20 protein-coding genes and 1 riboswitch are annotated in these 22,269 nt (G+C 65.9%); of the genes, 19 read left to right on the forward strand and 1 reads right to left on the reverse strand.

Features of this window, described 5'->3' with window-relative positions; genetic code table 11:
• Nucleotides 1-33 precede the first annotated feature (33 nt).
• A riboswitch (molybdenum cofactor riboswitch) is annotated at nucleotides 34-152 on the forward strand.
• A 170-nt stretch (nucleotides 153-322) separates the two neighbouring features.
• The 11 genes from JFN93_RS11280 (at nucleotide 323) to JFN93_RS11330 (ending at nucleotide 11,106) form a co-directional block, all read left to right on the forward strand.
• The gene (locus tag JFN93_RS11280; protein ID WP_199384179.1) at nucleotides 323-1,051 is read left to right on the forward strand and encodes a hypothetical protein; all 729 of its coding nucleotides are present in this window, start codon (nucleotides 323-325) and stop codon (nucleotides 1,049-1,051) included.
• Complete coding sequence (locus tag JFN93_RS11285) at nucleotides 1,051-1,296, forward strand: hypothetical protein (protein ID WP_199384180.1); 246 nt, start codon at nucleotides 1,051-1,053, stop codon at nucleotides 1,294-1,296. Before JFN93_RS11280 ends, JFN93_RS11285 begins: the two co-directional genes overlap by 1 nt.
• Nucleotides 1,293-2,714 carry an ABC transporter ATP-binding protein gene (locus tag JFN93_RS11290; protein WP_328753860.1) on the forward strand — a complete coding sequence of 474 codons (1,422 nt, stop codon included), beginning with the start codon at nucleotides 1,293-1,295 and terminating at the stop codon, nucleotides 2,712-2,714. The genes JFN93_RS11285 and JFN93_RS11290 overlap by 4 nt, the downstream gene beginning before the upstream one ends.
• Entirely contained in the window at nucleotides 2,698-3,477 is a 780-nt protein-coding gene (locus JFN93_RS11295) for an energy-coupling factor transporter transmembrane component T family protein (RefSeq protein WP_199384181.1), read from the forward strand. Before JFN93_RS11290 ends, JFN93_RS11295 begins: the two co-directional genes overlap by 17 nt.
• On the forward strand, nucleotides 3,464-4,027 hold the full coding sequence (locus tag JFN93_RS11300; RefSeq protein WP_199384182.1) for a hypothetical protein: 564 nt from the start codon (nucleotides 3,464-3,466) through the stop codon (nucleotides 4,025-4,027). Before JFN93_RS11295 ends, JFN93_RS11300 begins: the two co-directional genes overlap by 14 nt.
• Nucleotides 4,027-4,926, forward strand: a complete 900-nt coding sequence (locus JFN93_RS11305) for an energy transducer TonB (protein ID WP_199384183.1) — start codon at nucleotides 4,027-4,029, stop codon at nucleotides 4,924-4,926. The genes JFN93_RS11300 and JFN93_RS11305 overlap by 1 nt, the downstream gene beginning before the upstream one ends.
• Before the next feature lie 130 nt (nucleotides 4,927-5,056).
• Nucleotides 5,057-6,745: a fibronectin type III domain-containing protein gene (locus tag JFN93_RS11310; protein WP_199384184.1), complete on the forward strand. Its 1,689-nt coding sequence runs from the start codon at nucleotides 5,057-5,059 to the stop codon at nucleotides 6,743-6,745.
• 73 nt (nucleotides 6,746-6,818) lie between these two features.
• Nucleotides 6,819-8,810 (forward strand): TonB-dependent receptor plug domain-containing protein, encoded by a 1,992-nt coding sequence (locus tag JFN93_RS11315; RefSeq protein WP_199384185.1) that lies wholly within the window; start codon nucleotides 6,819-6,821, stop codon nucleotides 8,808-8,810.
• An 8-nt stretch (nucleotides 8,811-8,818) separates the two neighbouring features.
• Nucleotides 8,819-10,222 carry a fibronectin type III domain-containing protein gene (locus JFN93_RS11320; RefSeq protein ID WP_199384186.1) on the forward strand — a complete coding sequence of 468 codons (1,404 nt, stop codon included), beginning with the start codon at nucleotides 8,819-8,821 and terminating at the stop codon, nucleotides 10,220-10,222.
• 11 nt (nucleotides 10,223-10,233) lie between these two features.
• Nucleotides 10,234-10,635 carry a hypothetical protein gene (locus JFN93_RS11325; protein WP_199384187.1) on the forward strand — a complete coding sequence of 134 codons (402 nt, stop codon included), beginning with the start codon at nucleotides 10,234-10,236 and terminating at the stop codon, nucleotides 10,633-10,635.
• Nucleotides 10,636-10,722: 87 nt separating this feature from the next.
• On the forward strand, nucleotides 10,723-11,106 hold the full coding sequence (locus JFN93_RS11330; protein WP_199384188.1) for a molybdenum cofactor biosynthesis protein MoaE: 384 nt from the start codon (nucleotides 10,723-10,725) through the stop codon (nucleotides 11,104-11,106).
• A 115-nt stretch (nucleotides 11,107-11,221) separates the two neighbouring features.
• On the opposite strand, the gene JFN93_RS11335 is transcribed toward JFN93_RS11330, so the two are convergent.
• A complete protein-coding gene (locus tag JFN93_RS11335) occupies nucleotides 11,222-11,653 on the reverse strand; it encodes a bacteriohemerythrin (RefSeq protein ID WP_199384189.1) in 432 nt (143 codons plus the stop codon).
• A 143-nt stretch (nucleotides 11,654-11,796) separates the two neighbouring features.
• Here JFN93_RS11335 and mobA point away from each other — a divergent pair, with 143 nt between their 5' ends.
• The 8 genes from mobA (at nucleotide 11,797) to JFN93_RS11375 (ending at nucleotide 22,268) form a co-directional block, all read left to right on the forward strand.
• Nucleotides 11,797-12,390 carry a molybdenum cofactor guanylyltransferase gene (gene mobA, locus JFN93_RS11340; protein ID WP_199384190.1) on the forward strand — a complete coding sequence of 198 codons (594 nt, stop codon included), beginning with the start codon at nucleotides 11,797-11,799 and terminating at the stop codon, nucleotides 12,388-12,390.
• A 534-nt stretch (nucleotides 12,391-12,924) separates the two neighbouring features.
• On the forward strand, nucleotides 12,925-13,437 hold the full coding sequence (locus JFN93_RS11345) for a chemotaxis protein CheW (RefSeq protein ID WP_236021656.1): 513 nt from the start codon (nucleotides 12,925-12,927) through the stop codon (nucleotides 13,435-13,437).
• Complete coding sequence (locus tag JFN93_RS11350) at nucleotides 13,418-14,950, forward strand: CheR family methyltransferase (RefSeq protein WP_236021658.1); 1,533 nt, start codon at nucleotides 13,418-13,420, stop codon at nucleotides 14,948-14,950. Before JFN93_RS11345 ends, JFN93_RS11350 begins: the two co-directional genes overlap by 20 nt.
• Complete coding sequence (locus JFN93_RS11355) at nucleotides 14,951-15,547, forward strand: chemotaxis protein CheW (RefSeq protein WP_199384192.1); 597 nt, start codon at nucleotides 14,951-14,953, stop codon at nucleotides 15,545-15,547. It abuts the gene before it with no gap.
• Between the two features lie 95 nt (nucleotides 15,548-15,642).
• The gene (locus JFN93_RS11360) at nucleotides 15,643-17,499 is read left to right on the forward strand and encodes a HAMP domain-containing methyl-accepting chemotaxis protein (protein ID WP_199384193.1); all 1,857 of its coding nucleotides are present in this window, start codon (nucleotides 15,643-15,645) and stop codon (nucleotides 17,497-17,499) included.
• 39 nt (nucleotides 17,500-17,538) lie between these two features.
• Nucleotides 17,539-19,845 carry a hybrid sensor histidine kinase/response regulator gene (locus JFN93_RS11365; protein WP_199384194.1) on the forward strand — a complete coding sequence of 769 codons (2,307 nt, stop codon included), beginning with the start codon at nucleotides 17,539-17,541 and terminating at the stop codon, nucleotides 19,843-19,845.
• Between the two features lie 43 nt (nucleotides 19,846-19,888).
• Nucleotides 19,889-20,908: a chemotaxis-specific protein-glutamate methyltransferase CheB gene (gene cheB, locus JFN93_RS11370; RefSeq protein WP_215907744.1), complete on the forward strand. Its 1,020-nt coding sequence runs from the start codon at nucleotides 19,889-19,891 to the stop codon at nucleotides 20,906-20,908.
• The gene (locus JFN93_RS11375; RefSeq protein ID WP_199384196.1) at nucleotides 20,901-22,268 is read left to right on the forward strand and encodes a hybrid sensor histidine kinase/response regulator; all 1,368 of its coding nucleotides are present in this window, start codon (nucleotides 20,901-20,903) and stop codon (nucleotides 22,266-22,268) included. Before cheB ends, JFN93_RS11375 begins: the two co-directional genes overlap by 8 nt.
• The last annotated feature ends 1 nt before the right edge of the window (nucleotide 22,269 follow it).

The following is a 22,269-nucleotide window of genomic DNA, read 5'->3' on the forward strand; positions in this document are numbered from 1 at the left end:
CGGCGCCCTTTCGGGCTCCCCTCGTTGCCACAACCAAAAACGGCTCTCCGAGCCGCCTCCGCCTAAAAGGTCATCCTCACGGCGAGCGGCCATTGGGTGCTGCTGGAAACGGCAGTGCCTTCCTCTTGAGAAGGAGAACCTCGACGGGTGGATCCGTATCCACACGCAGGGGACTTCTCTATCCAAGAGGGGTCCCCTTTTTTGTTGTGTGTTTTCCGGTGGTTATCCCCTGGGTTCCAGACCGCCTTTCCCTCCCCGGCGGAGGGGGCGCGGGAGTTTCCGGGGAAACTGCCGACCCTACCGATTGGTCAAGGAGTTGCCCATGCGCATCCTGCTCAGCATCGACGATACCGACAATCTCGAGAGCCGCGGTACCGGCGAACTCGCCTCCCTCATCGCCGAGGATCTGGAACTTTTCGGCTGGGGGCGCAGCCGCCACGTCACCAGGCACCAGCTTCTGCTGCATCCCGACATCCCGTACACCTCCCACAACAGCGCGATGTGCTTTGAGGCGGAGATCGACGAGGAGGCGCTGGAGCCGTTGATCCGGCACGCCGGCGCGTTCCTCCAGCGCGAGAGCGCCCCCGGCTCCGATCCCGGGCTCTGCGTTGCGGTGGTGGACCGGGTAGCGGGAGTGGAAATGCTTCATTTCGGGGAGCGGGCCAAGGAAACGGTCCTGACCAAGGAAGAGGCGTACGCGCTGGCGGCGCGGCTCGGGGTTCATCTCTCCGAACACGGCGGGACCGGGCAGGGGGTGGTCGGAGCGCTGGCCGGAGCCGGGCTTCGGCTCGGGGGAAACGACGGACGCATGAAAGGGAGCCTCGACATCGCCGGTGTCATGTCGGTTGCCGATCTTCTCGGCGTTCCCGGAGTTGACGCGATCCAGGGGATGGAGGGGGAGACGGTGGCGCCGGAGGACCTGGTGCGGGTCGCCGACAAACCGAAGACGGTGATGGTCGGGGGGCGCTCGGTCCTCATGGTCGCACCGGCGCAGCCCGAGGATGGCGTCCGTTGGCAGACCCTGCACCGCAGGGAGCTCAGGAGGTTCTGATGGATGGACGAGACGCCGCCGAATTTAGCGGCGGCAAGGAGGATTGGGCCCGGGCCGCCGCCGAGGCGGAGCGCTGCGCGGCATTCGTCCCCGACGTCGAGGAGGAACTGGTCGTTGCCGAGGGGAGGTCCTGTTACGACTGCCGCTACCGCCGCTGGTCGGCCACCTCATTTACCTGTCACGGTCCGGCAAACGCGGTGGCGCCCTCGGTCTCCGCGCACCCGGCTGTTGCAAAGCGCCCGTGACCGCCGCTTTTTGCGGAGCAGACGCCGGCAGGGAAGACCGCGCCCTTGCGATTTCCGAGCTTGGGTACCGCTACCCGGGGACAGCGGACCCGGCCCTGTCCGGGATCTCCTTTTCGGTCGCCCGGGGCGAGTGCGTCTGCATCACCGGCAATTCGGGCTGCGGCAAGAGCACCCTGCTCATGCTGATCAAGGACGTGCTGCACGGGGGAACCCGCAGCGGTTCGATCGAGGTCTCCGCGGTCTCGCGCCATTTTTCCGATCTGGCGGTGGCGATCCTCTTCCAGGACCCTGAGTCGCAGATCGTCTGCAGCACCGTTGCCGAAGAGGTTGCCTTCGGGCCGGAAAACCTCTGCGTTTCTCCCGGCGAGATCGGGGCCCGGATCGAGGACGCCCTCGCCGCTGTCGGGCTGGCCGGTTACGCCTCGCGCAGCGTCGATCGTCTGTCGGCCGGGGAGAAACAGCGGCTCGCCCTGGCTTCGGTCCTGTCCCTCAACCCGTCGCTGCTGCTTCTGGACGAGCCGACCTCCCAGCTGGACGCCCACCAGAAGGCGGAATTCTGCCGTCTGTTGGACCGGCTGAAGCGATTCGGGTACACCATCATCCTGGCCGAGCACGACCTGGCCCCCCTGGCGCAGGTCGTGGACCGCTACCTCGTCCTGGACCGGGGACGGCTGGTGGAGGAGGCGATCCAGGCACCGGCCGGCTCCCTTTCGCCGGTTCCGGATCGGGCGCGCCGGGCGGTCGGGAACGCCGCCGGCCCGACGGCCGTCAGCATCTCGGGGCTGCGCCTGAGGTATCCGGAGGTCGGGGAGGTCCTGAAGGGGATCGATCTGCAGATCCGCCAGGGGGAACGGATCCACCTCATCGGCCGCAACGGAGCCGGGAAATCCACGCTTTTGCGCTGCCTTTCCGGCCTGGAGCGCTCCGGTTCCGGAAAGCTGGAGCTCCATGGGGTGGGGGCTCCCCGGCCGGAAAAGCTCGCCGGGAAGGTGGGGGTCCTCTTTCAAAACCCGGTGCGCCAGCTTTTTTGCGAGACGGTGGCCGAGGAGGTCTCCTTCACCCTGCGCCGGATGGGGCTTTCCAGTCCGGAGATCCGGCAGCTGACGGCGCGGGTCCTGGACGACTGCAATATCGCCCATCTGGCCGAGCGCGCCCCCCTTACGCTGAGTTTCGGGGAACAGCACCGCGTCGCCCTGGCTGCCGCGCTGGCACCCCGGCCGTACCTGTTGCTTCTGGACGAGCCTTTTTCCGGTCTCGACCTGCCGCAGCGAACGGCGCTTCTGGAAACGCTTCGCCTCCTTTCGGAACAGAGCGGGACCACGGTACTGATCGCTTCGCACGATGAACTGCCGGACCGGGCGTGGCCGGACCGAAAGTTGACGCTGGAGCGGGGGATTCTTCATGAACTTGCCCCTTAGGCAAAAGAGGAGCAGCGACTACGCCTGCCAGTACCTCACCCACGACTCGCCGCTGCACCGGCTGGGGGCGGGGTGGAAGATCGCGGCCACGACCTTGCTCAGTGCCTGCGCGGTCGGGGTGCGGACGCCGGAGGCGCTGACGCTCCTGGTGCTGGTAACCCTCGGTTATTACGCCCTGGCCCGGCTCACCCTGTACGACCTGTGGCGGGACCTGCGGCTGGTCGTCTGGCAGTCGGCGCTGATCATCGCGGCGTACCTGGCGCTCCGGGGCGCCAAGGGGCTCATGCCGGGGCTGCGCACGTCGGTGCAGATCATGGTCTTCTATCTTCCCGGCGCCGTTTTCCTGCGCACCACCTCGACGCGCGACGTCATGGCGGGGCTGCGGCGGATCGTCCCGTACCGGTTGAGCTTTCTTTTAACCACGAGCATACGGTTCATCCCCTTTTTCCTCAGGGAGATGGACGAGATCACCACCGCCCAGCGCCTTCGGGGGGCCCGTCTCCTCCCCCGGCAGCAGCTCGACCCCCGGAACTGGCCCGATCTCTTCCACTGCCTCCTGCTCCCGCTCATGGTCCGGGCGCTCAAGACCGCCGAGGCGGTCTCCCGCTCCGCCGAGGCCCGGGGCTTCGGGCTGCACCGGGAGCGCACCTACTATGCTCCCCAACCGGAGTCGCCCCCGTCACCGATGGCAGCCGGCGCGGGAGGGATGGGCGACCCTGCCGGTCGCCTGACCAAACGGAGAGAACTGTATGACGACCTTTAAGGAAAAGATGCGCCTCTGGCCGCAGTTCACCCTGCGCGAGGCGCTGCTCATCGGCTTTTGCGCCACCTTCGTGATAATCACCCGGGCCGGGCTGCGGCTGCACCTCCACCTCCCCGGGCACGTGATGCTGTTCACCATGTTCTTCTACCTGCTGGCTCGAGGCTGTGTCCCGAAGATCGGCTCCGCCGCGCTGGTCGGGCTCCTCGCCTCCTTGGCGAGCCTCGTCCTCGGGATGGGGATGCCGGGGATGGTGTTCGTAAAGTACCTCCTCCCCGCGCTGGTCATCGAGGCCGCGCTGCTGCTGTTTCCATCCTCCCTGGAAGGGATGCTTGCTTGTGCGGCGGTTGGTCTGATCGCCGCGACCTCCCGGGCCCTGGTTTCCAGCGGCGTTGAGTGGCTGATGGGGCTCGAGGAGGAGATCATCCTCTCCAAGGCGCTCTTCATCGCCGTGGCTAACGGCATTTTCGGCGGGCTCGGCGCCCTGGCGGTCCCGTCGGTCCTGCGGGTGCTGCGGAAAAACGGTCTGATCGAGTCGACGGGAAAAAGGTGATGCTCCCCGGCGAATTCCGGCGGGCGGCGCCGCTCTTTGCCGCCTCGCTGCTGCTGCATCTGCTGGTTCTGCTTGAAATGGGGAACCAGCTGCAGCCGGCCCCGCACCCGCAACGACCAATGGCCCTGTTCATGGCGGCTGCTGCTCCGTCTGCCCCCGGAAGGGGGGCGAGCCCTGGAGCGCTGAGCGCCGCCTCGACGAGGGAGATCGCCTCACCCGGCAGTGGCGCGACCGGCCGGCAGGCGCGGGATGCTGCACCGGGCGGGGCGGAGCAGCCGGTAACCGTCCCGGCACCGCTCCCGCCGGTCCCGGCAGCTGCCGTCCATCACGCCTCGGGATTGCGCAACCGCGTTGCACCGGTCGCCCGCTCCCTTGAGGCGAACCCGGCCCCTGCTATCCCGGCTCCTTTTCCGCTACGAGCGGCAAGCGTGGGCGGCTCGGCATCGGAGAGGGAGAGGTCGGTGCGCAGTGCCGAAGGCACCGGCAACGGCGTCGGTGCCCCCGCTGGATCCGGCGCGTCTGGGGCGCGCGGCGCCCGGGACGACGGAGGGAAGGGGGGCGCCGGTGGTCGCGACGCGAGGGGAGCAAGCGGCGGGACCGGAAGGGGGCGGGACTTCCCGCTGATCCTGAAACGGCTGATCGAGGCGCACAAGCAGTACCCCGTAGCCGCGCGGCGGGGAGGACGGGAAGGTTCCTGCCAGCGCCGGTTCGTGCTTTCCCGGAACGGCACGTTGCAAAGCGTGGAGGAAGTCTCCTCCTGCGGACATCCTTTCCTGGACGCGGCTGCGACGCGGGCCATCACCTCGATTGGAAAGTTTCCCCCGATCCCGGCCGACTATCCCGGGAGCGACGCGGCATTCACGGTGACGCTCAACTTCAGTTTGCGCGGGGAGCAGTGAGAGAAACGACGAAGGCTGAAACGGATGACCCGCGCCGGGACCTTGAGGCACGGCGGATGGGAACCAAAGATCGTGCGGCTGCCTGCCGGGTAGTTCTTTAGGGCAGGAAACGAATTAAACAGGAGGGCTTGTGAAGTTCACTAAGACACATCTGGGTTGGGTAGCACTGTTAGGCATATTCGCACTGCTTGGTTTGTACGGCTGTGGCGGTTCCAGTTCCTCGGCAACCAAGGCAACCGCAACCGGCAACCTCAGCACCACCAACGGCACCACGGCAAGCCAGGTCGCGGTGACCGCCCCGAGCGGGGTGTCTCTTGCCATTCCGGCGGCCACTACCCTTTTGGATGGCTCCGGAGCCCCGGTGACCGGCTCCATCGCCACTTCCGTAAGCTACTCGACCACCCCGGCGGACCTCCCCGCCGCGGCCCAGACCCTCCCGGCGGGAACCACCCTCGCGGCCTTCGCCGACATAAGCATGGGGAGCGTAAAAACCTTCTCCAGCCCCGTCGCGCTGGCCATCTCCGTCCCGGCCGCGGTGGCGCAGCCCGGCGACCTTCTGGCCGTCTACAGCTTCGATTCCGGGACCGGGGTGTGGACCTCCGCCGGAACCTATGCCGTCGACAGTAACGGTGCGGTGTCGCCGCAGGTGACGCACCTTTCCATTTGGGCCGTTTTCAAGACGGCGACCACCCCCCCGGCAAAACCGGCCAATCTCACGGTCACCCCCGGCAACGGCCAAGTCACGCTGACCTGGGATTCCGTCACCGACGCCACGTCGTATAACGTCTACTACGGTGCCGGGGCCACCTCCCTGAGCACCAAGGTGACCGGAGCGGTCAGCGGCCAGGCGATCACCGGGCTCACCAACGGGGGGGGCTATTACTTTGCGGTCACCGCCGTAAATGCCGGCGTGGAGAGCGTCCATTCCACCGTCGCCAGCACCGTTTTGGCCCCCGCCGCACCGACCGCCGTGACTCCGGTCGGCGGCTCCGGCCAGGCCAGCCTCACCTGGGCGGCCTCCACCGGCGCCACCTCCTACAACATCTACTACGGGACTTCCCCCGGAGTTACCGCCGCATCCACCAGCAAGGTCGTGGGTGCCGTCAACGGTCAGGCGGTGACCGGTTTGACCGCCGGTTCCAGCTACTACTTCGTCGTTACCGCCGTGAACGTCTCCGGGGAAAGCCCGGTATCGGCGGAGTCGAGCGTCCTGCTTGCTCCGGCGGCTCCGAAAGGGATCGTGGTCAGTCCCGGCGACGGGCAGGCCACTATCACCTGGACCGTCGCCACCGGCGCCACCTCCTACAACATCTACTATGACACCGGTTCCATCACCGCCGCCTCCCCGAAGCTGAACACCGCCGGCACGGTACTCTCTGCGACGCAGCTTGACGCCACCGTAACCGGATTGCAGAACGGGATCGTGTACAACTTCGCCGTCACCGCTCTGGACGCCGGCGGGGAAAGCCCGGTTTCCGCGATAAAACAGGGGACCCCGAACCCGACGTCGGCGCCGGGAAGCCCCACCGGGGTCACCGTGACCCAGGGGGGGGCCGGGCAGGCGCAGGTCAGCTGGGGGACCGTTTCCGGGGCGAGCTCCTACCGTGTCTACTACCTCCAGACCGGGACCTCGACCGCGCCAAGCTCAACCCAGGTTCTGGCCGGAGCCGCCTATGTTACGAGCTCCGGGACCAGCACCACCGTCGCGCTCCCCTCAGGGAGCAGCTACTGGTGGTTCGCGGTGACCGCGCTCAACGCGGCGGGCGAAAGCGGGACCCAGAACAGCCCCAAACCCAACGGCGGACTGACCATTCCCTAGCCCGCACCGCCCCCCTCTCCATCAGGCGAGGGGGGCGGTTTGAAATTCACCGATAGAGACGTTTTGGTACCCGATGCATCCTAAGAATCCTTATTTCATTGCCGGGCTGATCTCCCTCTCCTGCCTTTTCGCGCTTGGTGCCCAGGCCGCGGAGGACGCGGACCGCTACCGCCTGGGCGAGATCGTCGTGTCCGGCGAACGGGAAGGGGGCGAGACTTCCGAGACCCTCCGTACCGTCAGCGCCGAAGAGATCCGTGCGCGCGGCGCACGGACCCTGGATCAGGCCCTGGCCCTGCTCCCCGGCGTCAGCGTCCGGGTCGGGGCCGACGGAACCCCGCGCATCGATATCCGCGGCTTCCGCACCAGGCACGTGGTGCTCCTCTTGGACGGGGTCCCGATGAACTCCGCCGGCGACGAGCAGTTCGATCCCACCCTCATCACCACCGAGAACATCGCCGAGATCAAGGTGATCTCCGGTCCCAGCTCCGTCCTTTACGGGCAGGGGGGGCTGGGGGGCGTCATCAACATCGTCACCAAGAAGGGGAAGTCCGGGGTCCAGGGGATGGTGGGGGCCGAGGCCGGAGACCGCGAGCCTTACCTTGCCAAGGGAAGCGTTTCCGGCGCCTCGGAGCGCGTCTTTTACTTTCTGAGCGGGCAGGCCTCCAAGGTCGATGCCTTCCCGCTATCGGGGGATTTCACCCCCACCACGGAGCAGCCGGGGGGCTACCGGAAGAACAGCGATCGCCGGCGGGAAGCGCTCCTGGGGACCGTCGGCTTCACGCCGAGCGCCGACCTTTCCCTCGGTCTTACCGTCAACTACTTTCAGGGGAGCCAGGGACTCCCCTCCAGCGTCATCAACGACCCCAATGATCCGTTTGCCAACCCGGTGAAGTACGAACGGCTGGACGGTATCGTCGGTACCTCGGTACAACTCGCGGCCGAGTACGCCGCTACCGACCGCTTCACGGTACGGGGATGGGCCTTTCTCAACCAAAGCGGCGAAACCGATACCCAATTCGACGACGCGAGCCTCACCTCGTTCAACCGGGTCATCGGCTCGTTCCAGCAGCGCATCACCACCTCGATTCGCGGTCTCACCCTCCAGCCCAGCTACCTGGTGGGAACGGCGGGCAAGGTTACCTTGTCGCTTGCCTCGGAGTGGGACACCTGGCGCAACAGCGGCCCGGTCGTGGATTCCCTGGGCAACGCGGTCGGCAGCTACAAGCGCAAAGAGGTCTCCCTCCATTCCGCAGCGGCGGAGTACGCCGTCGCGCCGCTGCCCCGGCTGCAGCTGGTCGTCGGCTACGGCTACTACTGGCAGCTCCGTGACGAACGAAACGACGGCGATTACAGCGTCATGGCCGGGGCATCCTACGACCTGTTTCCGGAAACGAGGCTCAAGGCGGCGGTCAAGCGCAGCATCCGTTTCCCGTCGCTGGATGACCTCTACAACGTCTCCGGGGCGGGGGGGAACGATCTCGATCCCGAGGTCGCCTGGACCTACGAGGCGGGGGTGGAGCAGAAGCTCCCCATGAACAGCCGGGCCAGCGTCACCGGGTTCTACACCCACGCCAGAAATCTGATTCAGAAGGACCCGGTCACCTCGGTTGCCACCAACCTCGCGCGTATCGATTTCACCGGGGTCGAGTTGGCGGCCGATAGCGCGCCGACGAAACGGCTCCTGCTGAAGGCCTCCTACTCCTATCTCGATTCCGCCGACCACTCCCGGGCGGGGCGGCAGGAGCAGCAGTACACCCCCGGCGACAAGGTGGCGCTGGAGGCAAAGTACGACTTCGACTGCGGTTTCACCAGCTACGCGTCGTTTCTCTGGATCGGCAACCAGTACTTCTATACGAAAAACGGCTCCGGCCCGAACCAGCCGGTCCTGCGGGCCAAGCTGAACGACTACGGCGTGGTGAACCTGAAGTTGAGCCAGAAGTTGTTGAGCGACAAGGTGAACCTGTACGTCGGGGCGAACAACCTGCTGGACCAAAACTACGAGACGAGCTACGGCTTTCCGGCCCCCGGAAGGTTCGTCTATGGCGGCGTGGAGTGGCGGTTATGAGGGGCACCATGATGATCATGCTGCTCCTTCTCGGCGCGCTGCTTATCGGCGGCTGCGGTGACAACCAGCCCTGGCGCTACAATCCCGGGGTCCCGGCCCAGGCGACCGGCCTTACCGCCAGCGCGGGCAACCGCCAGGTCTCCCTTAGTTGGACCGCCACCCCCGGAGCGAGCACCTACCAGGTCTCCTACTCGAACTCCCCGTCGGGCGCCGGCAGCACGGTGATCGCCAATCTCACCGGGACCTCCACCATTGTCACCGGCCTGACCAACGACCTCCCTTATTACTTCGCGGTGGCTGCAGTCAGCTCCTCCGGGGCGGGGGGCAAATCCGATCCCGTTTCGGCAACCCCTTCGGCTCCGGGGCCGTTTGTCCAGGCTGACCTGCAGGGAACGTGGAACTTCAATGTCCTCGTCACCGGGGCGAACTCGAAGTGGATGCGAGGGATCGCGGCGATCGACGGTTCTGGCAACGTCTCGGTTTCATCTTTTGTTGACAGCGCCGGCGGGACTTCCGCTCCCGCTGACCTGTTCGGTACCCTCCAACTCCTTCCCGACGGGGGAGTGCTCCAGGCGGGGGGGCAGAGTTTCCACGGCGCTCTTGCCAACAACCAATACAAGGACCTCCTCGTTGCGACGGCGACCTCCGTTGCCGGTTCCCCCATGTTGTTGATCGGCCAGAAGCAGGTGCCGGGGATCGTCTTCTCCGCCGCCGACATCCAGGGGACCGGCCGGGCGGTTGCCGGACCGCTCACCTGGGTCTACCACCAGCTTTCCGCCGGATTGGCCGGGGGGTGGGAATACGCAGCCGGACAGACCGGCAAGGACCAGACCGAGACCTACAGCGCGATTCAGGGCTCGACCTCGCGGCAGCTTCCCGGTGCCGGGAACAAGGTGGTCACCCTCTCGATCACCTCCGAAGGCGTGGTCTCGGAGGCCCTCCTCCCGGGGGCCGCGCCCGCTCCCACCCTGCTCCTGGACCACGGGATCATGTCGGCGGACAAGGTGACCGTCGTCGGGACGGCAACCGATGCCAGCGGGGCGCCGGTGCTGCGGATCATGCAGTTCATCCATCCGCCGGCGGTCGTGCTCACCTCCACGAGCTACCAGATGACCGACCTTGCCGGAAATTACGCCTTCGCAGCGCTTTCCGGCGGCAGCGCCACGCTCTGGGAGAGCGGCTCGTTCGGCGTCGATTCCACCGGGACCCTGACCTACGCGGCTTTTCTCGACAGCAACGGGGCCGCCACCTTGCCCGGTTCGATGCTTTTGATGATGGATCAGCAGGGAATCGTCACCACCGCCTCGGATGCCTCCTACAACGGGAAGCTCTCCTTCTTCAAGGATTCGCTGGTGGCGACCTGGACCGGTGCCGCAGGGGCGCCGTATTTGAGCGTGGCAGTCAAGAGGTGAGGGGAGAAGGGATGGCTCAGCCGGAAGGTGAAGCAAAGCGCAAGAAGAAGCGGTCGCCGGTTTCCAAATATCTGAATCTCGTGTTCCGCGTCGGCCACGTAGCCGTCGGCGGCGTCCTTTTCGGAGGGATGTTCTGGGGGGAACCGTTTTCCCTTATGGTCCGGTGGCACTGGTTCACCGTCGCGACCGGCTTTCTCCTCATCGCCGCCGGAATCTTCTCGAGCCGGCACTGGATCTACCAGGGGCGTGGCGTCCTGGCCCTTTTCCACCTGGCTCTTGCCTGGGTGGTCCATGCCTTTCCGGCCCAGGTGCCCGCAGCCCTGATGGCCATCGTGGTTTCCGGAGTGGTGGGGAGCCATCTTCCCGGGGACATCCGACACTATTCGCTGGTGCACCGCTGCCGCATCGATTGACCGGCTCCAGGTGCCGCCTTGAATCCACTACCCGCCCGTTTTCGGGGGGACCGTTTCTCACGTCGCAATCATAGAGGAGAGCAACAGATGGTAATCATCATCACGCAGGAACCAATTGATCCCCGTTCGGTGTACGACCTCCTCGACCGGAAGAACGGCGGATCCATCGTCTTTCACTTCGCCGTGGTCAAGGAACAGGTGAGCGGCGGCAAGTCCACGAGCGGGATTCAGTACTCGTCACAGGGGGATACTGCCGGTGAGCTCGAGGGGATTGCGAAGATGCTTAAGGAAAAATGGGAATTGGAAAGTGTCGTGCTGGTGAGGCGGGTGGGGGCCCTGAAAGTGGGGGAGATCATCTCGCTGGTGGCGGTGAGCTCGCGCAATAGCGAAGACGCCTTCAGCAGCTGCCGCGAGGGGATCGCGCTTTTGAAAAAGATGAAGACGATCCTGAAGGCGGAAAGTTATCAGTAAAGACATTGAAAAGTAGTCAGGGAACGATGTCAGTGATCAGTGATCAGTCGGATAAAGCGGCGCAGTTGAACTGATCATTGATCACTGTTTCTAATCACTGTCTACTGATCACTGTCTACTGATCACCGTCTATGCTTAAAGACCCGACTACGTGTGCGACGTACTCGCTGTCCACGTTGACGATGTGATCGACCAGCCACTGGCGCATCCCCTTCTTCCTCGCCTGCACGCCGCTGTGGGCCGGGCCGTCGTCGATGATCTGTACCCGCAGGCGGGCCAGCTCGTCCAGGAACTTCCGGTGCTGCTTCCGGTGCGGGCCCAGCTCCGGATAGCCGCTGCGCTCGAGGATCCCTTCCTCTTCGGCAAAGTGGACCACCGTGTAGTTGTCCAGGTACTCCAACAGGGCCAGGACCTCCTTCCCGCCGGCGCTGTCGTCGCAGGCCTCCGAGAAGTAGTCGAACCGGGCGAAAATCTCCTGGTGCTGGTGGTCGATCCCCTTGATTCCGCACGAAAGGTCATCCTTCCAGCTCGATTGGCTCGATTGCATGTCCGCCTCCCCCTGAAATTGTTCGCTTTGGCCGCCTGAAAAGGGTAAGATTAGCGGCATTGTCCCGGTCCGGCAAGTGTGGCGCCTCCTGCCGCTAAGCCCGCGCGGGACCCACCCCTGGGCTTTTTCTTCAGCAGGTAACGATGTCGAATCCACGCTTTGCAGACGTAACCGGAGTGATCCTGGTCGGGGGCAAAAGCCGGCGCATGGGGCGCGACAAGGCCTTTCTTCCCTGGCAGGGAAGACCTCTTTTCGAAGCGATCCTGGCCGTTTTCCGGGACAGCTTCGACCAGGTCCTCCTGGTCGGTGACGACGGCGGACGCTTCGGCGCCTATGACGTTCCCGTGCTCCCCGACCTCTACCCCGGAAGCGCGCTGGGCGGGCTCTACACCGGGCTCTACCATGCCCGTACCGACTACGTCTTTGCCGGCCCTTGCGACATGCCGTTCCCGAGCCGGGAACTGCTGCGGCATCTCTGCACCGTAAAGGAGGGATACGATGCCGTCGTGCCGCAAAAGCACGACGCGCTGGAAACCCTCTTCACCCTCTACGGCAAGGGATGCCTCGCTCCGATGCGACAGCTTCTCGAAAGCGGCAATTTCAGGATCTACGACCTCTACCCGATGGTCCGCACCCGGTACATCTGCGGGGAAGAACTGGAACGGGCCGGCGGGACGGGAAAATCCCTGGTTAGCGTCAATACCCCGGAAGAAGCGGCGCAGAGCCTGCGGTCCTGACGGTTCGCGGCTCTGGCCGCACCCTTTACCTCCCCGACCTTGCCTCCTGCCGGGGCTATCGGCCGACCAGGGAAACCGACACCAGCGGTGCCAGTACCCTTTACTTATCTTCCTCAGAGACCCTCGGTACTTCTGTCTTTGGTGCGGCGCCCTCCTGCCGTCGTCAGTCATTATCTTTGCGCCGCACGGCATAGTGGAGCGTCTGCTAGTTCCCTCGGAAGACATTGCGCATCGGTTGTCATTAAAATGTCAGACCGCGGTTGACAAAGCCTAAATTAGAAAGGAAAATTGTCACCGGTAATGAGAGTGACCTTATTCTTATAAGTGTCGGCTCCCGATTCGGTGGTTGGTCGAAACTCTGCGCCCAAAAGATGCTGACAGTCGGTTCGGTTATTTTGTATGACAATAATCTATAACGTCTTTATAATGTCTGACCGCCAATCTTTCACGGCTTCATGCAGTTGTCAATAACCAATTCGTAGTGCCACGGTTTCCCTCAGTTTTCTCTTGATGCCCGGTGCTCCGGAGTGTAAATTGCACCGGATCAAGCATCTATGCAGCGCGTCCCCCCAGGAGGAGACCGATATTACCGCATCACATCTGCTCATCTTCAACCTCGACGACCAGCGCTACGCCCTCCCGCTGGCAGGGGTGCAACGGGTGATCCGTGCCGCGGCGCCGACGCTCCTTCCGCAGGCTCCGGAGATCGTTGTCGGCATCCTCGACCTGCAAGGGACGGTGGTTCCCGTGGTGGACGTGCGCCGGCGTTTCGGCATGCCGCAGCGGGAGATCCGGCCGGAGGACCAGTTCATCGTGGCCCGCGCCCGTTCCCTCAACGTCGCGTTGGTGGTGGATGGGACGGAAGGGGTAATCGAGGATGATCCGGAGCTTTGCGTTGCCCCGGAGCGCATTGTGCCCGGGATGGAGCATGTCTCGGGAGTGACGCGGACCGTGGCGGGACTGGTCCTGATCCACGATCTGAGCCGGTTCCTGTCGCTTGAGGAAGAAGATTCCCTGAGGGAGGCCCTTGCTTCCGCGCCAGGCTGACAGGTCCGGGGAAACCTCCCCGGCCGGGAGCGCCGATCGGATCCTGATCCGATTCGGCAGGTTCGTCGCCAGGCATCTCGGTCTTTTCTACCGCGAGGAGCGGCTGGATGAACTGCGCCAGAAATGCCTGCCGCTCTGCCGGGAATTCGGCTACCCCGACGTCGAGACCTGCCTTTTGTGGCTCATGTCGGAACCGCTTTCCGGCGACCAGCTTGACGCCCTCGCCCGCACCCTCACCATCGGCGAGACCTATTTTCTGCGCGACCCGGCGAGCTACCGCGTCCTGGAACAGGAGCTGCTCCCCGGACTGATCGCCTCCCGGCGCGCCGGCGACCGGCGGCTGCGCATCTGGAGCGCCGGCTGCTCCTCGGGTGAAGAGCCGTACAGCATCGCCATCCTGCTCAAGCGGCTCATCCCCGACCTGGCCCAGTGGGATGTCACCATCCTGGGGACCGACATCAACCCGGCGGCCCTGAAGAAGGGGAAACGCGGGGTCTACAGCCAGTGGTCCTTCCGCGACGCCCCCCCGTGGCTTTCGGATTACTTCAAGCAGCGCCCGGACGGCCGGATGGAGATCCTTCCCGAGATCCGGAGCATGGTGCGCTTCAAGCAGCTCAACCTCGCCGATGAGGTCTACCCCTCGGCAGCCAACGGGACCGGCGGGATGGACCTCGTATTCTGCCGCAACGTGATGCTCTATTTCGGCCCCGAGCTGGTGCCGCAGGTCGTCGATCGTCTCCACGCCGCGTTGCGGGTGGGGGGGTGGCTTTTCGTCAGCCCGACCGAGATCGACCACCGCCACTTCACCCGGTTCAGCTGCCGGCGCTTTCCCGGCGCCATCTTTTTCGAAAAAGGCGACGGGGTTCCGGTTCAGGACCCGGTGCCGGTTCCCGAGCTCCCACTTACCCTGCTCAAGGAGATGTCCACCGGCCAGGCCCCGGCGTGGGCCGCAACCGGTTTTGATTTTGCTCCCGCTCCTTCCGGCGCTCCCCCGGCCGCCGCGCAACTTATGGCAGAAACGCCGGTACCCTCCGCGACCGACCCGGGCCCCGCTTCAACGGTGGCGGCCGCTACCGCCGAGGAGGATGCACGGTCCGGCGACGCGGCGGAATGCACCACGGATGCGGCCGGCTGGGAGGCCAGGGCGCGCCAGTTGGCCGACCAGGGGCTTTTCGACGCGGCCAAGCAGTGCTGCGAAAAAGCCATCGCCCAGGACCGGCTGCACGCCGCGAGCCATTACCTCCTCGCGCTGATCCACATTGAACAGGGGGCGCAGGACGAAGCCGAATCCATCCTGAAACGCGCCCTCTACATCGACCACGATTTCATCCTCGGATACTTCGCCCTGGGCAACCTCTACCGGCAGATGGGACGGGACGCCGAGTCGCAACGGCAGTTCGGGGTGGCGCTGAGCCTGCTCGAACGGTGCGACCCGGCGGCGGTACTCCCCGATTCGGACGGAATGACGGCAGGAGGGCTGGCCGAAGTGATCCGCAGGCAAAGGAGAGGGTAAATGTCCGCCCAACAGGACCGAAATACGATCGCCGACGGCACCGCCGGGGTCATTCATGCTCCCCCGGCCGTCGCGCCGAACCCGGCCGGCCCGAAGGAGATCCTGGCGGCGCGGGCCCGGGCGCTCGCGGCGGCGCCGGAGGCAGAGACCGCCGGGGAGCGGATCGAGGTGATCGAGTTCGAGCTTTCCGGGGAGCGCTACGCGGTTCGGGCCGCGCTGGTGACGGAGATCTTTCCGCTTACCGATTTCACCCCGCTCTTCTGCGCCCCCGCTTTCGTGCTCGGCATCACCAACCTGCGCGGCAAGATCGTTTCCATCGTGGACCTGCGCCGGTTCTTCGAACTCCCCAGCGTCGGGCTTTCCAACCTGAACCGGGTGATCCTGGCCAGCGACGGGGTGATGGAGGTGGGGATCCTCGCCGATGCCATCGCGGGGATCGTTTCGCTCCCGGTGGCGGAGCTGCAGGCGCCTCCGGCCGCCCTTACCGGGGTCCGCGAGGAGTTTCTGACCGGGGTGACCGGCGACCGCCTGGCGCTGCTCGATCTGGGGAGGATCCTCGCCGACCGCAGGATCGTCGTTCACGAAGAGGTGGAGTAGCACCCTGCGGCGTGCCCGCAACAAAACAGCGAAAGCTTTGGAAAGAACTGTACGTAACGGTCGTCGACCGATGCATTACTGGTAACGGGGGAATCATGCTCAGCAATTTCAGGATAGGGACCCGCCTTCTGGCCGGGTTCGGCGTAGTGGTGCTGTTTCTTCTGGTGATGGGGATCGTCTCCCTGAGAAACATCTCGGAGCAGCGGACACTCCTCGCTGAGTTCCACGAGCACCCCTTCACGGTGTCCAACTCGATGCGCCGCGCCGAGTTGAACATCTTGATGATGCATCGGGGGATGAAAGACGTCGTGTTGTACGGCGACGACCCGCGGGAGCTCGAAAACGCGGTACGCAAGATCGACGAGTCCGAGGCTATCGTCTACCAGGAACTGGCCCTGGTCCGGGAGCGCTTCCTCGGAGACCAGGCGAAGGTCGACGAGATCAAAACGATGATGGACCAGTGGAAGGGAGTCCGCGCCAAGACGATCGCCCTGGTGCGCGCCCACCGCACCGCCGAGGCGATTGCCTGGCACAAGGCCTATGCCCGCGACACCGTCGACCGGATCGTCGAAGACGCGAAAGAGGTGGTGAAATTCGCCTACGCGCGCGCCAACCAGTTCATCGAGGAGTCGACGCAGACCCAGAAAAATGCCTACCTGACCGGCGTCCTCCTTACCATCGTCGCCGTTCTCACCGCGATCGGCACCGCCGTCGCCATCACCGCCTCCATCATCCGTCCCATCAACCAGGCCGCCGACGCCGCCCAGCGGCTGGCAACCGGGGACCTCTCGGTCGAGGTGGAGAGCGCCGGCCGGGACGAGGCGGGACAGATGCTGCGCGCCACCCGGAGCATGACCGAGTCGCTGCGCCGGATGGGGGAAACCGCCAACCGGATCGCCCAGGGGGACCTCTCGGTCGATGTGGTGCCCCGCTCGGAACATGACGTTCTCGGCCTGGCCATGCAGGGGATGGTGGCTTCGCTGCGGCTGACCGCGTCTCTCGCCGACCGGATCGCGGCGGGGGATCTCACCGTGGAGATCGCACCGAAATCGGACAAGGACCAACTCGGCGCATCGCTTGCCACCATGACCCGCAACCTCAGGGAGCTGAACCGTGACATCGGGGAGTGCGTCGGGGTACTCAGCACCTCCGCCGGGGAGATCCTGACCACGGTGAGCGAGTTCGCCTCGACCTCCTCGGAAACCGCCTCCGCCATCAGCGAGACCAACGCCACGGTCCAGGAGGTGCGCCAGACCACCGACCTCGCCTCGCAAAAGTCCAAGCAGGTCTACGAGAGCTCGCAAAACGCCGTCGCGGTCGCGCGCACCGGCAAACGCTCGGTGGAGGACGCCATCGAGGGGATGCGCAGCATCGACGACCGGATGAGCTTCATCGCCGAGCGGATCGTGAACCTGAGCGAGCAAAGCCAGGCGATCGGGGAGATCATCGCCACCGTGGGGGATCTGGCGGAACAGTCGAACCTCCTTGCGGTGAATGCCGCCATCGAGGCGGCCAAGGCCGGCGAGCACGGCAAGGGTTTCGCGGTGGTAGCCCAGGAGGTGAAGAACCTCGCCACCCAGTCCAAGCAGGCGACCGCCCAGGTGCGCAACATCCTGGGCTACATCCAGAAGGCGACCACCGCCGCCGTTCTCGCCACCGAGCAGGGGAGCAAGGCGGTGGAGAGCGGGGTGCGCCAGTCCGGGGAGGCCGGGGAGGCGATCCGGCTTTTGGCCCAGAGCATCGAGGAGGCTTCCAACTCCACGCTGCAGATCGTCACCTCCACCCAGGAGCAGGCGGTGGGGATGGACCAGATCGCCATCGCCATCCAGAGCATCAACCAGGCGGGCAGCCAGAACGTCGAGGGGAGCCGGCAGATCGAGACCGCGGCGCGCAACCTCTACGACCTGAACCAGAAGCTGCAGCAGCTGGTAAGCCGGTTCAAGGTGGCATGACCGGTTCTTCCCGTGCCATAACGCCGGCAGGAGGCTCCCATGGGAGTTGACGGCGCCGATCTCTTGCAACGGCTCCTGGTGATCTTCCAGGGGGAGGCGGAGGACCACCTGCGCGCGCTCAACTCCCTTTTGGAGGCGCTGGGCCAGGAGGAGGACCCGGCGGCGCGCAAGCCGCTTTTGGAGAGCCTCTCCCGCCGGATGCACACCCTGAAGGGGGCCGCCCATGCGGTGAATCTCCTGGACGTGGCCGAGGTCTGCCAGGTGCTGGAGAGCATCCTGGCCGACGTGAAGCGCGGCGATATGGAGTTCTCCGCGCCGCTTTTGGACCGGCTGCAGCGCGAGGTGCAGGGGTTGGAACAGGGGATATTCCCCGGCCCACCGGGCGCCTTTGGGGCGCCGGGTATGGCTGCCGCGCCGGTCGAGGATCCCATCGTTCCCCCTGCCGAGGCTCCCGAAGCAGCGCCGTCCACCTTCCTCCCGGCGGCAAAGCCCCCCGCCTCGGAGCCCCCCGCCTCGGAGCCCGTATCCCCGCCGCCGGTCGAGCCGATCGCTTCCCGCGCGACCCCGGTGGAACCCCCGCTTCCGGCTGGGCAGCCGCAGCCGGTGCGGAGCGCGCCGGTCGAGACGGTCCGGGTGCCGGTCCCGCTTCTGGAGCAGCTCCTGCTGCAGGCCGAGGAACTCGTGTCGGCGAAGCTGATGGTTTCTTCGCTGGTGGAGGGACTTGGCGAACTTTCCCGGAACATCGCCCTGCGTGCCGACCAGCGCGCCCGTGCCGAGGCGCTGGCCCGCAGCGGTCCGGCAGAGGGGACGCCGGCCGCCCTGGCGCAGCTGATTCGTGAACAGCTGGAGCGGGAGAGCCGTCTCGGCCAGCGCCTGCAGAGCCTGACCCAGAAGGGGCAGGCAAGCCTGTGGGCCCTGGGGGGGATGGTGGACACCCTTTTGGGGGACGTCAAGGAGCTGCAACTGCTCCCCTTTACCTCCGTCGTGGAGAGTTTCCCGCGGCTGGTACGCGAGCTTTGCGCCGAACTGGGCAAGGAGGCGGATCTCCACCTGCGGGGGGGCGAGCTCGAGGTCGACCGGCGCATCCTCGCCGAGCTGAAAGAGCCGCTTTTGCACCTGGTGCGCAACATCCTGGACCACGGCATCGAGCCCCCCGCCGAGCGCCGGGAGCGTGGGAAGCCGGCCCGGGGGCGGGTGACCATCGCGCTGCGGCATTTAGACGGCAACCGCGCCGAGATCGAGGTGACCGACGACGGCGCCGGGATCGATCCGGCCCGGGTGAAGGGGGCCGCCCTGCGCCAGGAGCTGATCACCGAGGCGGAGGCGGCCGCGCTTTCCGACGCCGAGGCGCTGAACCTCATCTTCGAATCCGGGCTTTCCACGAGCTCGATGATCACGAGCATCTCGGGCCGCGGCCTCGGGTGCGCCATCGTCCGGGAGTCCCTGGAAAAGCTCGGCGGGCACGCGGCGGTGGTCTCTCAGATCGGTACCGGGACCGTGTTCCGGCTGGTGCTCCCGTTGAACTTCGCCATGATGGACGCCCTGCTCGTGGAGGTTTCCGGGCGCCAGGCGCTGATCCCGTCGTCGAGCGTCCGGCTCACCTGCCGGGTTTCGGCCGCCGAGGTGAAGGGGGTTGAAAACCGTGAGACCGTGACGGTCGAGGGGGAGGTCCTGTCGCTGGCCCGGCTGGCGCGCATCCTGGAACTCCCCGAGCCCGAGGACGACCCGCCGCTGCATCAGGTGGTGGTGCTCGACGCCGCGGAGCGGCGCATCGCCCTTGCCGTGGACGCCATCTTCGGGGTGCAGGAGATCCTGGCCAAGCCCCTGGGGCCCCAGCTCTCCCGGGTGCGCAACGTTGCCGGGGCGACCGTTTTGGGCAACGGGCAGGTGGTGCCGATCCTCAACGTGAACGACCTGTTCCGCTCGGCGCTTACCGCCGCCCAGGCGAAGGCCCAGCCGCTTTCCGGGCGCGGCAAGGCGCGCCAGCTCTCGGTCCTTGTTGCCGAGGACTCGATCACCTCGCGCACCCTGCTCAAGAACATCCTGGAGGGAGCGGGGTTTGCGGTGCGGACCGCGGTGGACGGCTCGGACGCGCTGGCGCTGGTCAAAAGCGAAGAATTCGATATTGTCGTGTCCGACGTCGAGATGCCGCGGATGGACGGCTTCCAGCTCACCGCCGCGATCCGGGGTGACCAACGGCTGGCCGAGCTCCCGGTCATCCTGGTCACCGGCCTTGAGTCGCGCGAGGACCGGGAGCGGGGGATCGACGTCGGGGCGAACGCCTACCTGGTCAAGAGCAGCTTCGACCAGGGGGGGCTCGTGGAAGTGATCCGGAAACTCAGCTGAAGGGGTACGTGCGGTGATCCGAGTTTTGGTCGTGGAAGATTCGATGACGGTTCGGCAGGCCTTGGTGGAGATCTTCGGGTCGGATCCGGAGCTGTGCGTGGTCGGCACCGCCGGAACCGGTGAGGAGGCGGTGCGCCAGGCGCAGTCGCTCAAGCCGGACGTCATTACCATGGACATCAAGATGCCGGGGATGGACGGTTTCGAGGCCACCCGGGCCATCATGTCCAGTGCTCCGGCCCCGATCGTCATCGTGAGCGGCAAGGTCGACCCCAAGGATTCGGGGACCCTGTTCCGGATGATGGAGGCGGGGGCGCTCATGGTGCTTCCCAAGCCGGCCCCGGTGGGAGATCCCGACTTTGCCGACTCGGTGGCGCGGCTGATCCGCAACGTGAAGCTCATGAGCGAGATCAAGGTGGTGCGCCGCATCCCGTCCCGCGACGCTGCCCCGCTGGCTCCTCCTCCGCTGCTGCGCCCCGCCCCGGCGCTGCGGCCGCGGGTGATCGCCATCGGCGCCTCCGCCGGCGGTCCGCCGCTTTTGCAGCGGATCCTCTCCCGGCTGCAACCCCCGTTTGCGGCGCCGATCCTCATCGTGCAGCACATGACCGAAGGGTTCACCGAGAACTTCGCGAGCTGGCTCGCCCAGAGCGCGCGGCTGCCGGTCCGTCTGGCCGAACAGGGGGGAGCGATGCTCCCCGGCACCGTCTACATCGCGCCGGACGGCTACCACCTGGAGGTTGCCGGCGACCGGCTTTCCTTGAGCAGCGCCCCTCCCGAGAACGGGCTGCGCCCCGCGGTGGCGCGCCTTTTCCGCTCGGTCGCCGAGCAGTTCGGCCGGCAGGCGGCCGGGGTGCTTCTGACCGGGATGGGGCGCGACGGCGCCGCCGAGCTCAAGCTGATGCGGGATCGCGGGGGGCTCACCGTGGTCCAGGACCGGGAAAGCGCGGTGGTGTACGGGATGCCGGGCGAGGCGCTCCGCCTCGACGCGGCCGACTACGTCCTGCCTCCCGAGGAGATCATCGCCCTGCTCGAACGGCTGGGTGGGAAGGAGCCGGGCTATGTCTGACGCCGAAACGATCCGGGACGGACACCGGGGGCACCGGATTCTCATCGTCGACGACAGCCCGACCCAGGCGCGGCTCCTCGAGTACATCCTCATGGAGAACGGCTACGAGGTGGCCATCGCCCAGAACGGACGCCTGGCGCTGGAGCGGATCCTGGAGACCCGCCCCGACCTCGTCGTCTCCGACATCCTGATGCCCGAGATGGACGGGTTCGAGCTTTGCCGGCGGGTCCGCGAGACGGACGCGGTGCAAAGCACGCCGATCATCCTTTTAACCCTGCTCAACAACCCCGCCGACGTCCTGCACTCCCTGGAGGCCGGGGCGACCCATTTCATTTCCAAGCCCTACAACGCCGAGCTTCTCCTGTCCCGGATCGCCGCCACCCTCAAGTCGGGGGCGGTCTGCTACGACGGCGGCGACGAGGCTCCCATCGAGGTGCCGTACCGGGGCCAGCGCTACCGCGTCAGCGCTCCCCGCGAACAGATCGTCGATTTTCTCCTCTCCACCTACGAGACGGCGGTGGAGAAGAACCGGGAACTCCTCAACGCCAAGAAGTCGCTGTGGCTTTTGAACCGGGAGCTGGAGCAGCGGGTCGAAGAGCGGTCGGCCGCGCTGCAGGCCGAGACCACCGAGCGGCTCCTGGCCCTGGAGGAGCTGCGCCGCAAGGACGAGGTCCTCATGCAGCAAAGCCGCCAGGCGGCGCTCGGGGAGATGATCGGCAACATCGCCCACCAGTGGCGCCAGCCGCTGAACGCGGTCGGGCTTCTGGTCCAGGACATTTCGCTTTGCCACGAGTGCGGCGGGTTCACCGACGAATACCTGCAGACCACCACCGAGAAGATCATGGAGATCATCCGGCACATGTCGCAGACCATCGACGATTTCCGCAACTTCTTCATGCCCGACAAGGAAAAGGTGCCGTTTTGCGTCGCCGACGTCGTGGCGCGCGCGCTTTCCCTGGTGGAGGGAGCCTTCCTCGCCAAGGGCATCGAGGTCGACGTGGTGGGGAGGCCCGACGCAGTGATCCTGGGCTATCCCAACGAATTCTCCCAGGTGCTGCTCAACATCCTGTCCAACGCCCGGGACGCGTTCCTGGACAATCCGCACGGCGAGCCCCGCATCGTGGTCCAGACTGAGACCACGCCGGAAGGGCGGGTGGTTTTGAAGATCGCTGACAACGCCGGGGGGATTCCCGAAGAGGTGATCGGGAGGATCTTCGAGCCGTATTTCACCACCAAGGAAGAGGGGCAGGGGACCGGGGTCGGTCTCTACATGGCCAAGAACATCATCGAAAAGAACATGAACGGCTCCCTTACCGTGCGCAACGTCGGGGGCGGGGCCGAATTCACCATTGAGGTGTGAC

This window comes from Geomesophilobacter sediminis, assembly GCF_016458275.1.
In the GTDB taxonomy this organism is placed as follows: domain Bacteria; phylum Desulfobacterota; class Desulfuromonadia; order Geobacterales; family Geobacteraceae; genus Geomesophilobacter; species Geomesophilobacter sediminis.

Coding starts and splice junctions, on each gene's coding strand:
- cheB (WP_215907744.1), top strand. CDS start 19,889: ATGACGGTTCGGCAGGCCTTGGTGGAGATCTTCGGGTCGGATCCGGAG.
- JFN93_RS11315 (WP_199384185.1), top strand. CDS start 6,819: ATGCATCCTAAGAATCCTTATTTCATTGCCGGGCTGATCTCCCTCTCC.
- JFN93_RS11365 (WP_199384194.1), top strand. CDS start 17,539: ATGGGAGTTGACGGCGCCGATCTCTTGCAACGGCTCCTGGTGATCTTC.
- JFN93_RS11295 (WP_199384181.1), top strand. CDS start 2,698: ATGAACTTGCCCCTTAGGCAAAAGAGGAGCAGCGACTACGCCTGCCAG.
- JFN93_RS11320 (WP_199384186.1), top strand. CDS start 8,819: ATGATGATCATGCTGCTCCTTCTCGGCGCGCTGCTTATCGGCGGCTGC.
- mobA (WP_199384190.1), top strand. CDS start 11,797: ATGTCGAATCCACGCTTTGCAGACGTAACCGGAGTGATCCTGGTCGGG.
- JFN93_RS11305 (WP_199384183.1), top strand. CDS start 4,027: ATGCTCCCCGGCGAATTCCGGCGGGCGGCGCCGCTCTTTGCCGCCTCG.
- JFN93_RS11375 (WP_199384196.1), top strand. CDS start 20,901: ATGTCTGACGCCGAAACGATCCGGGACGGACACCGGGGGCACCGGATT.
- JFN93_RS11335 (WP_199384189.1), bottom strand. CDS start 11,653: ATGCAATCGAGCCAATCGAGCTGGAAGGATGACCTTTCGTGCGGAATC.
- JFN93_RS11355 (WP_199384192.1), top strand. CDS start 14,951: ATGTCCGCCCAACAGGACCGAAATACGATCGCCGACGGCACCGCCGGG.
- JFN93_RS11285 (WP_199384180.1), top strand. CDS start 1,051: ATGGATGGACGAGACGCCGCCGAATTTAGCGGCGGCAAGGAGGATTGG.
- JFN93_RS11325 (WP_199384187.1), top strand. CDS start 10,234: ATGGCTCAGCCGGAAGGTGAAGCAAAGCGCAAGAAGAAGCGGTCGCCG.
- JFN93_RS11330 (WP_199384188.1), top strand. CDS start 10,723: ATGGTAATCATCATCACGCAGGAACCAATTGATCCCCGTTCGGTGTAC.
- JFN93_RS11280 (WP_199384179.1), top strand. CDS start 323: ATGCGCATCCTGCTCAGCATCGACGATACCGACAATCTCGAGAGCCGC.
- JFN93_RS11300 (WP_199384182.1), top strand. CDS start 3,464: ATGACGACCTTTAAGGAAAAGATGCGCCTCTGGCCGCAGTTCACCCTG.
- JFN93_RS11360 (WP_199384193.1), top strand. CDS start 15,643: ATGCTCAGCAATTTCAGGATAGGGACCCGCCTTCTGGCCGGGTTCGGC.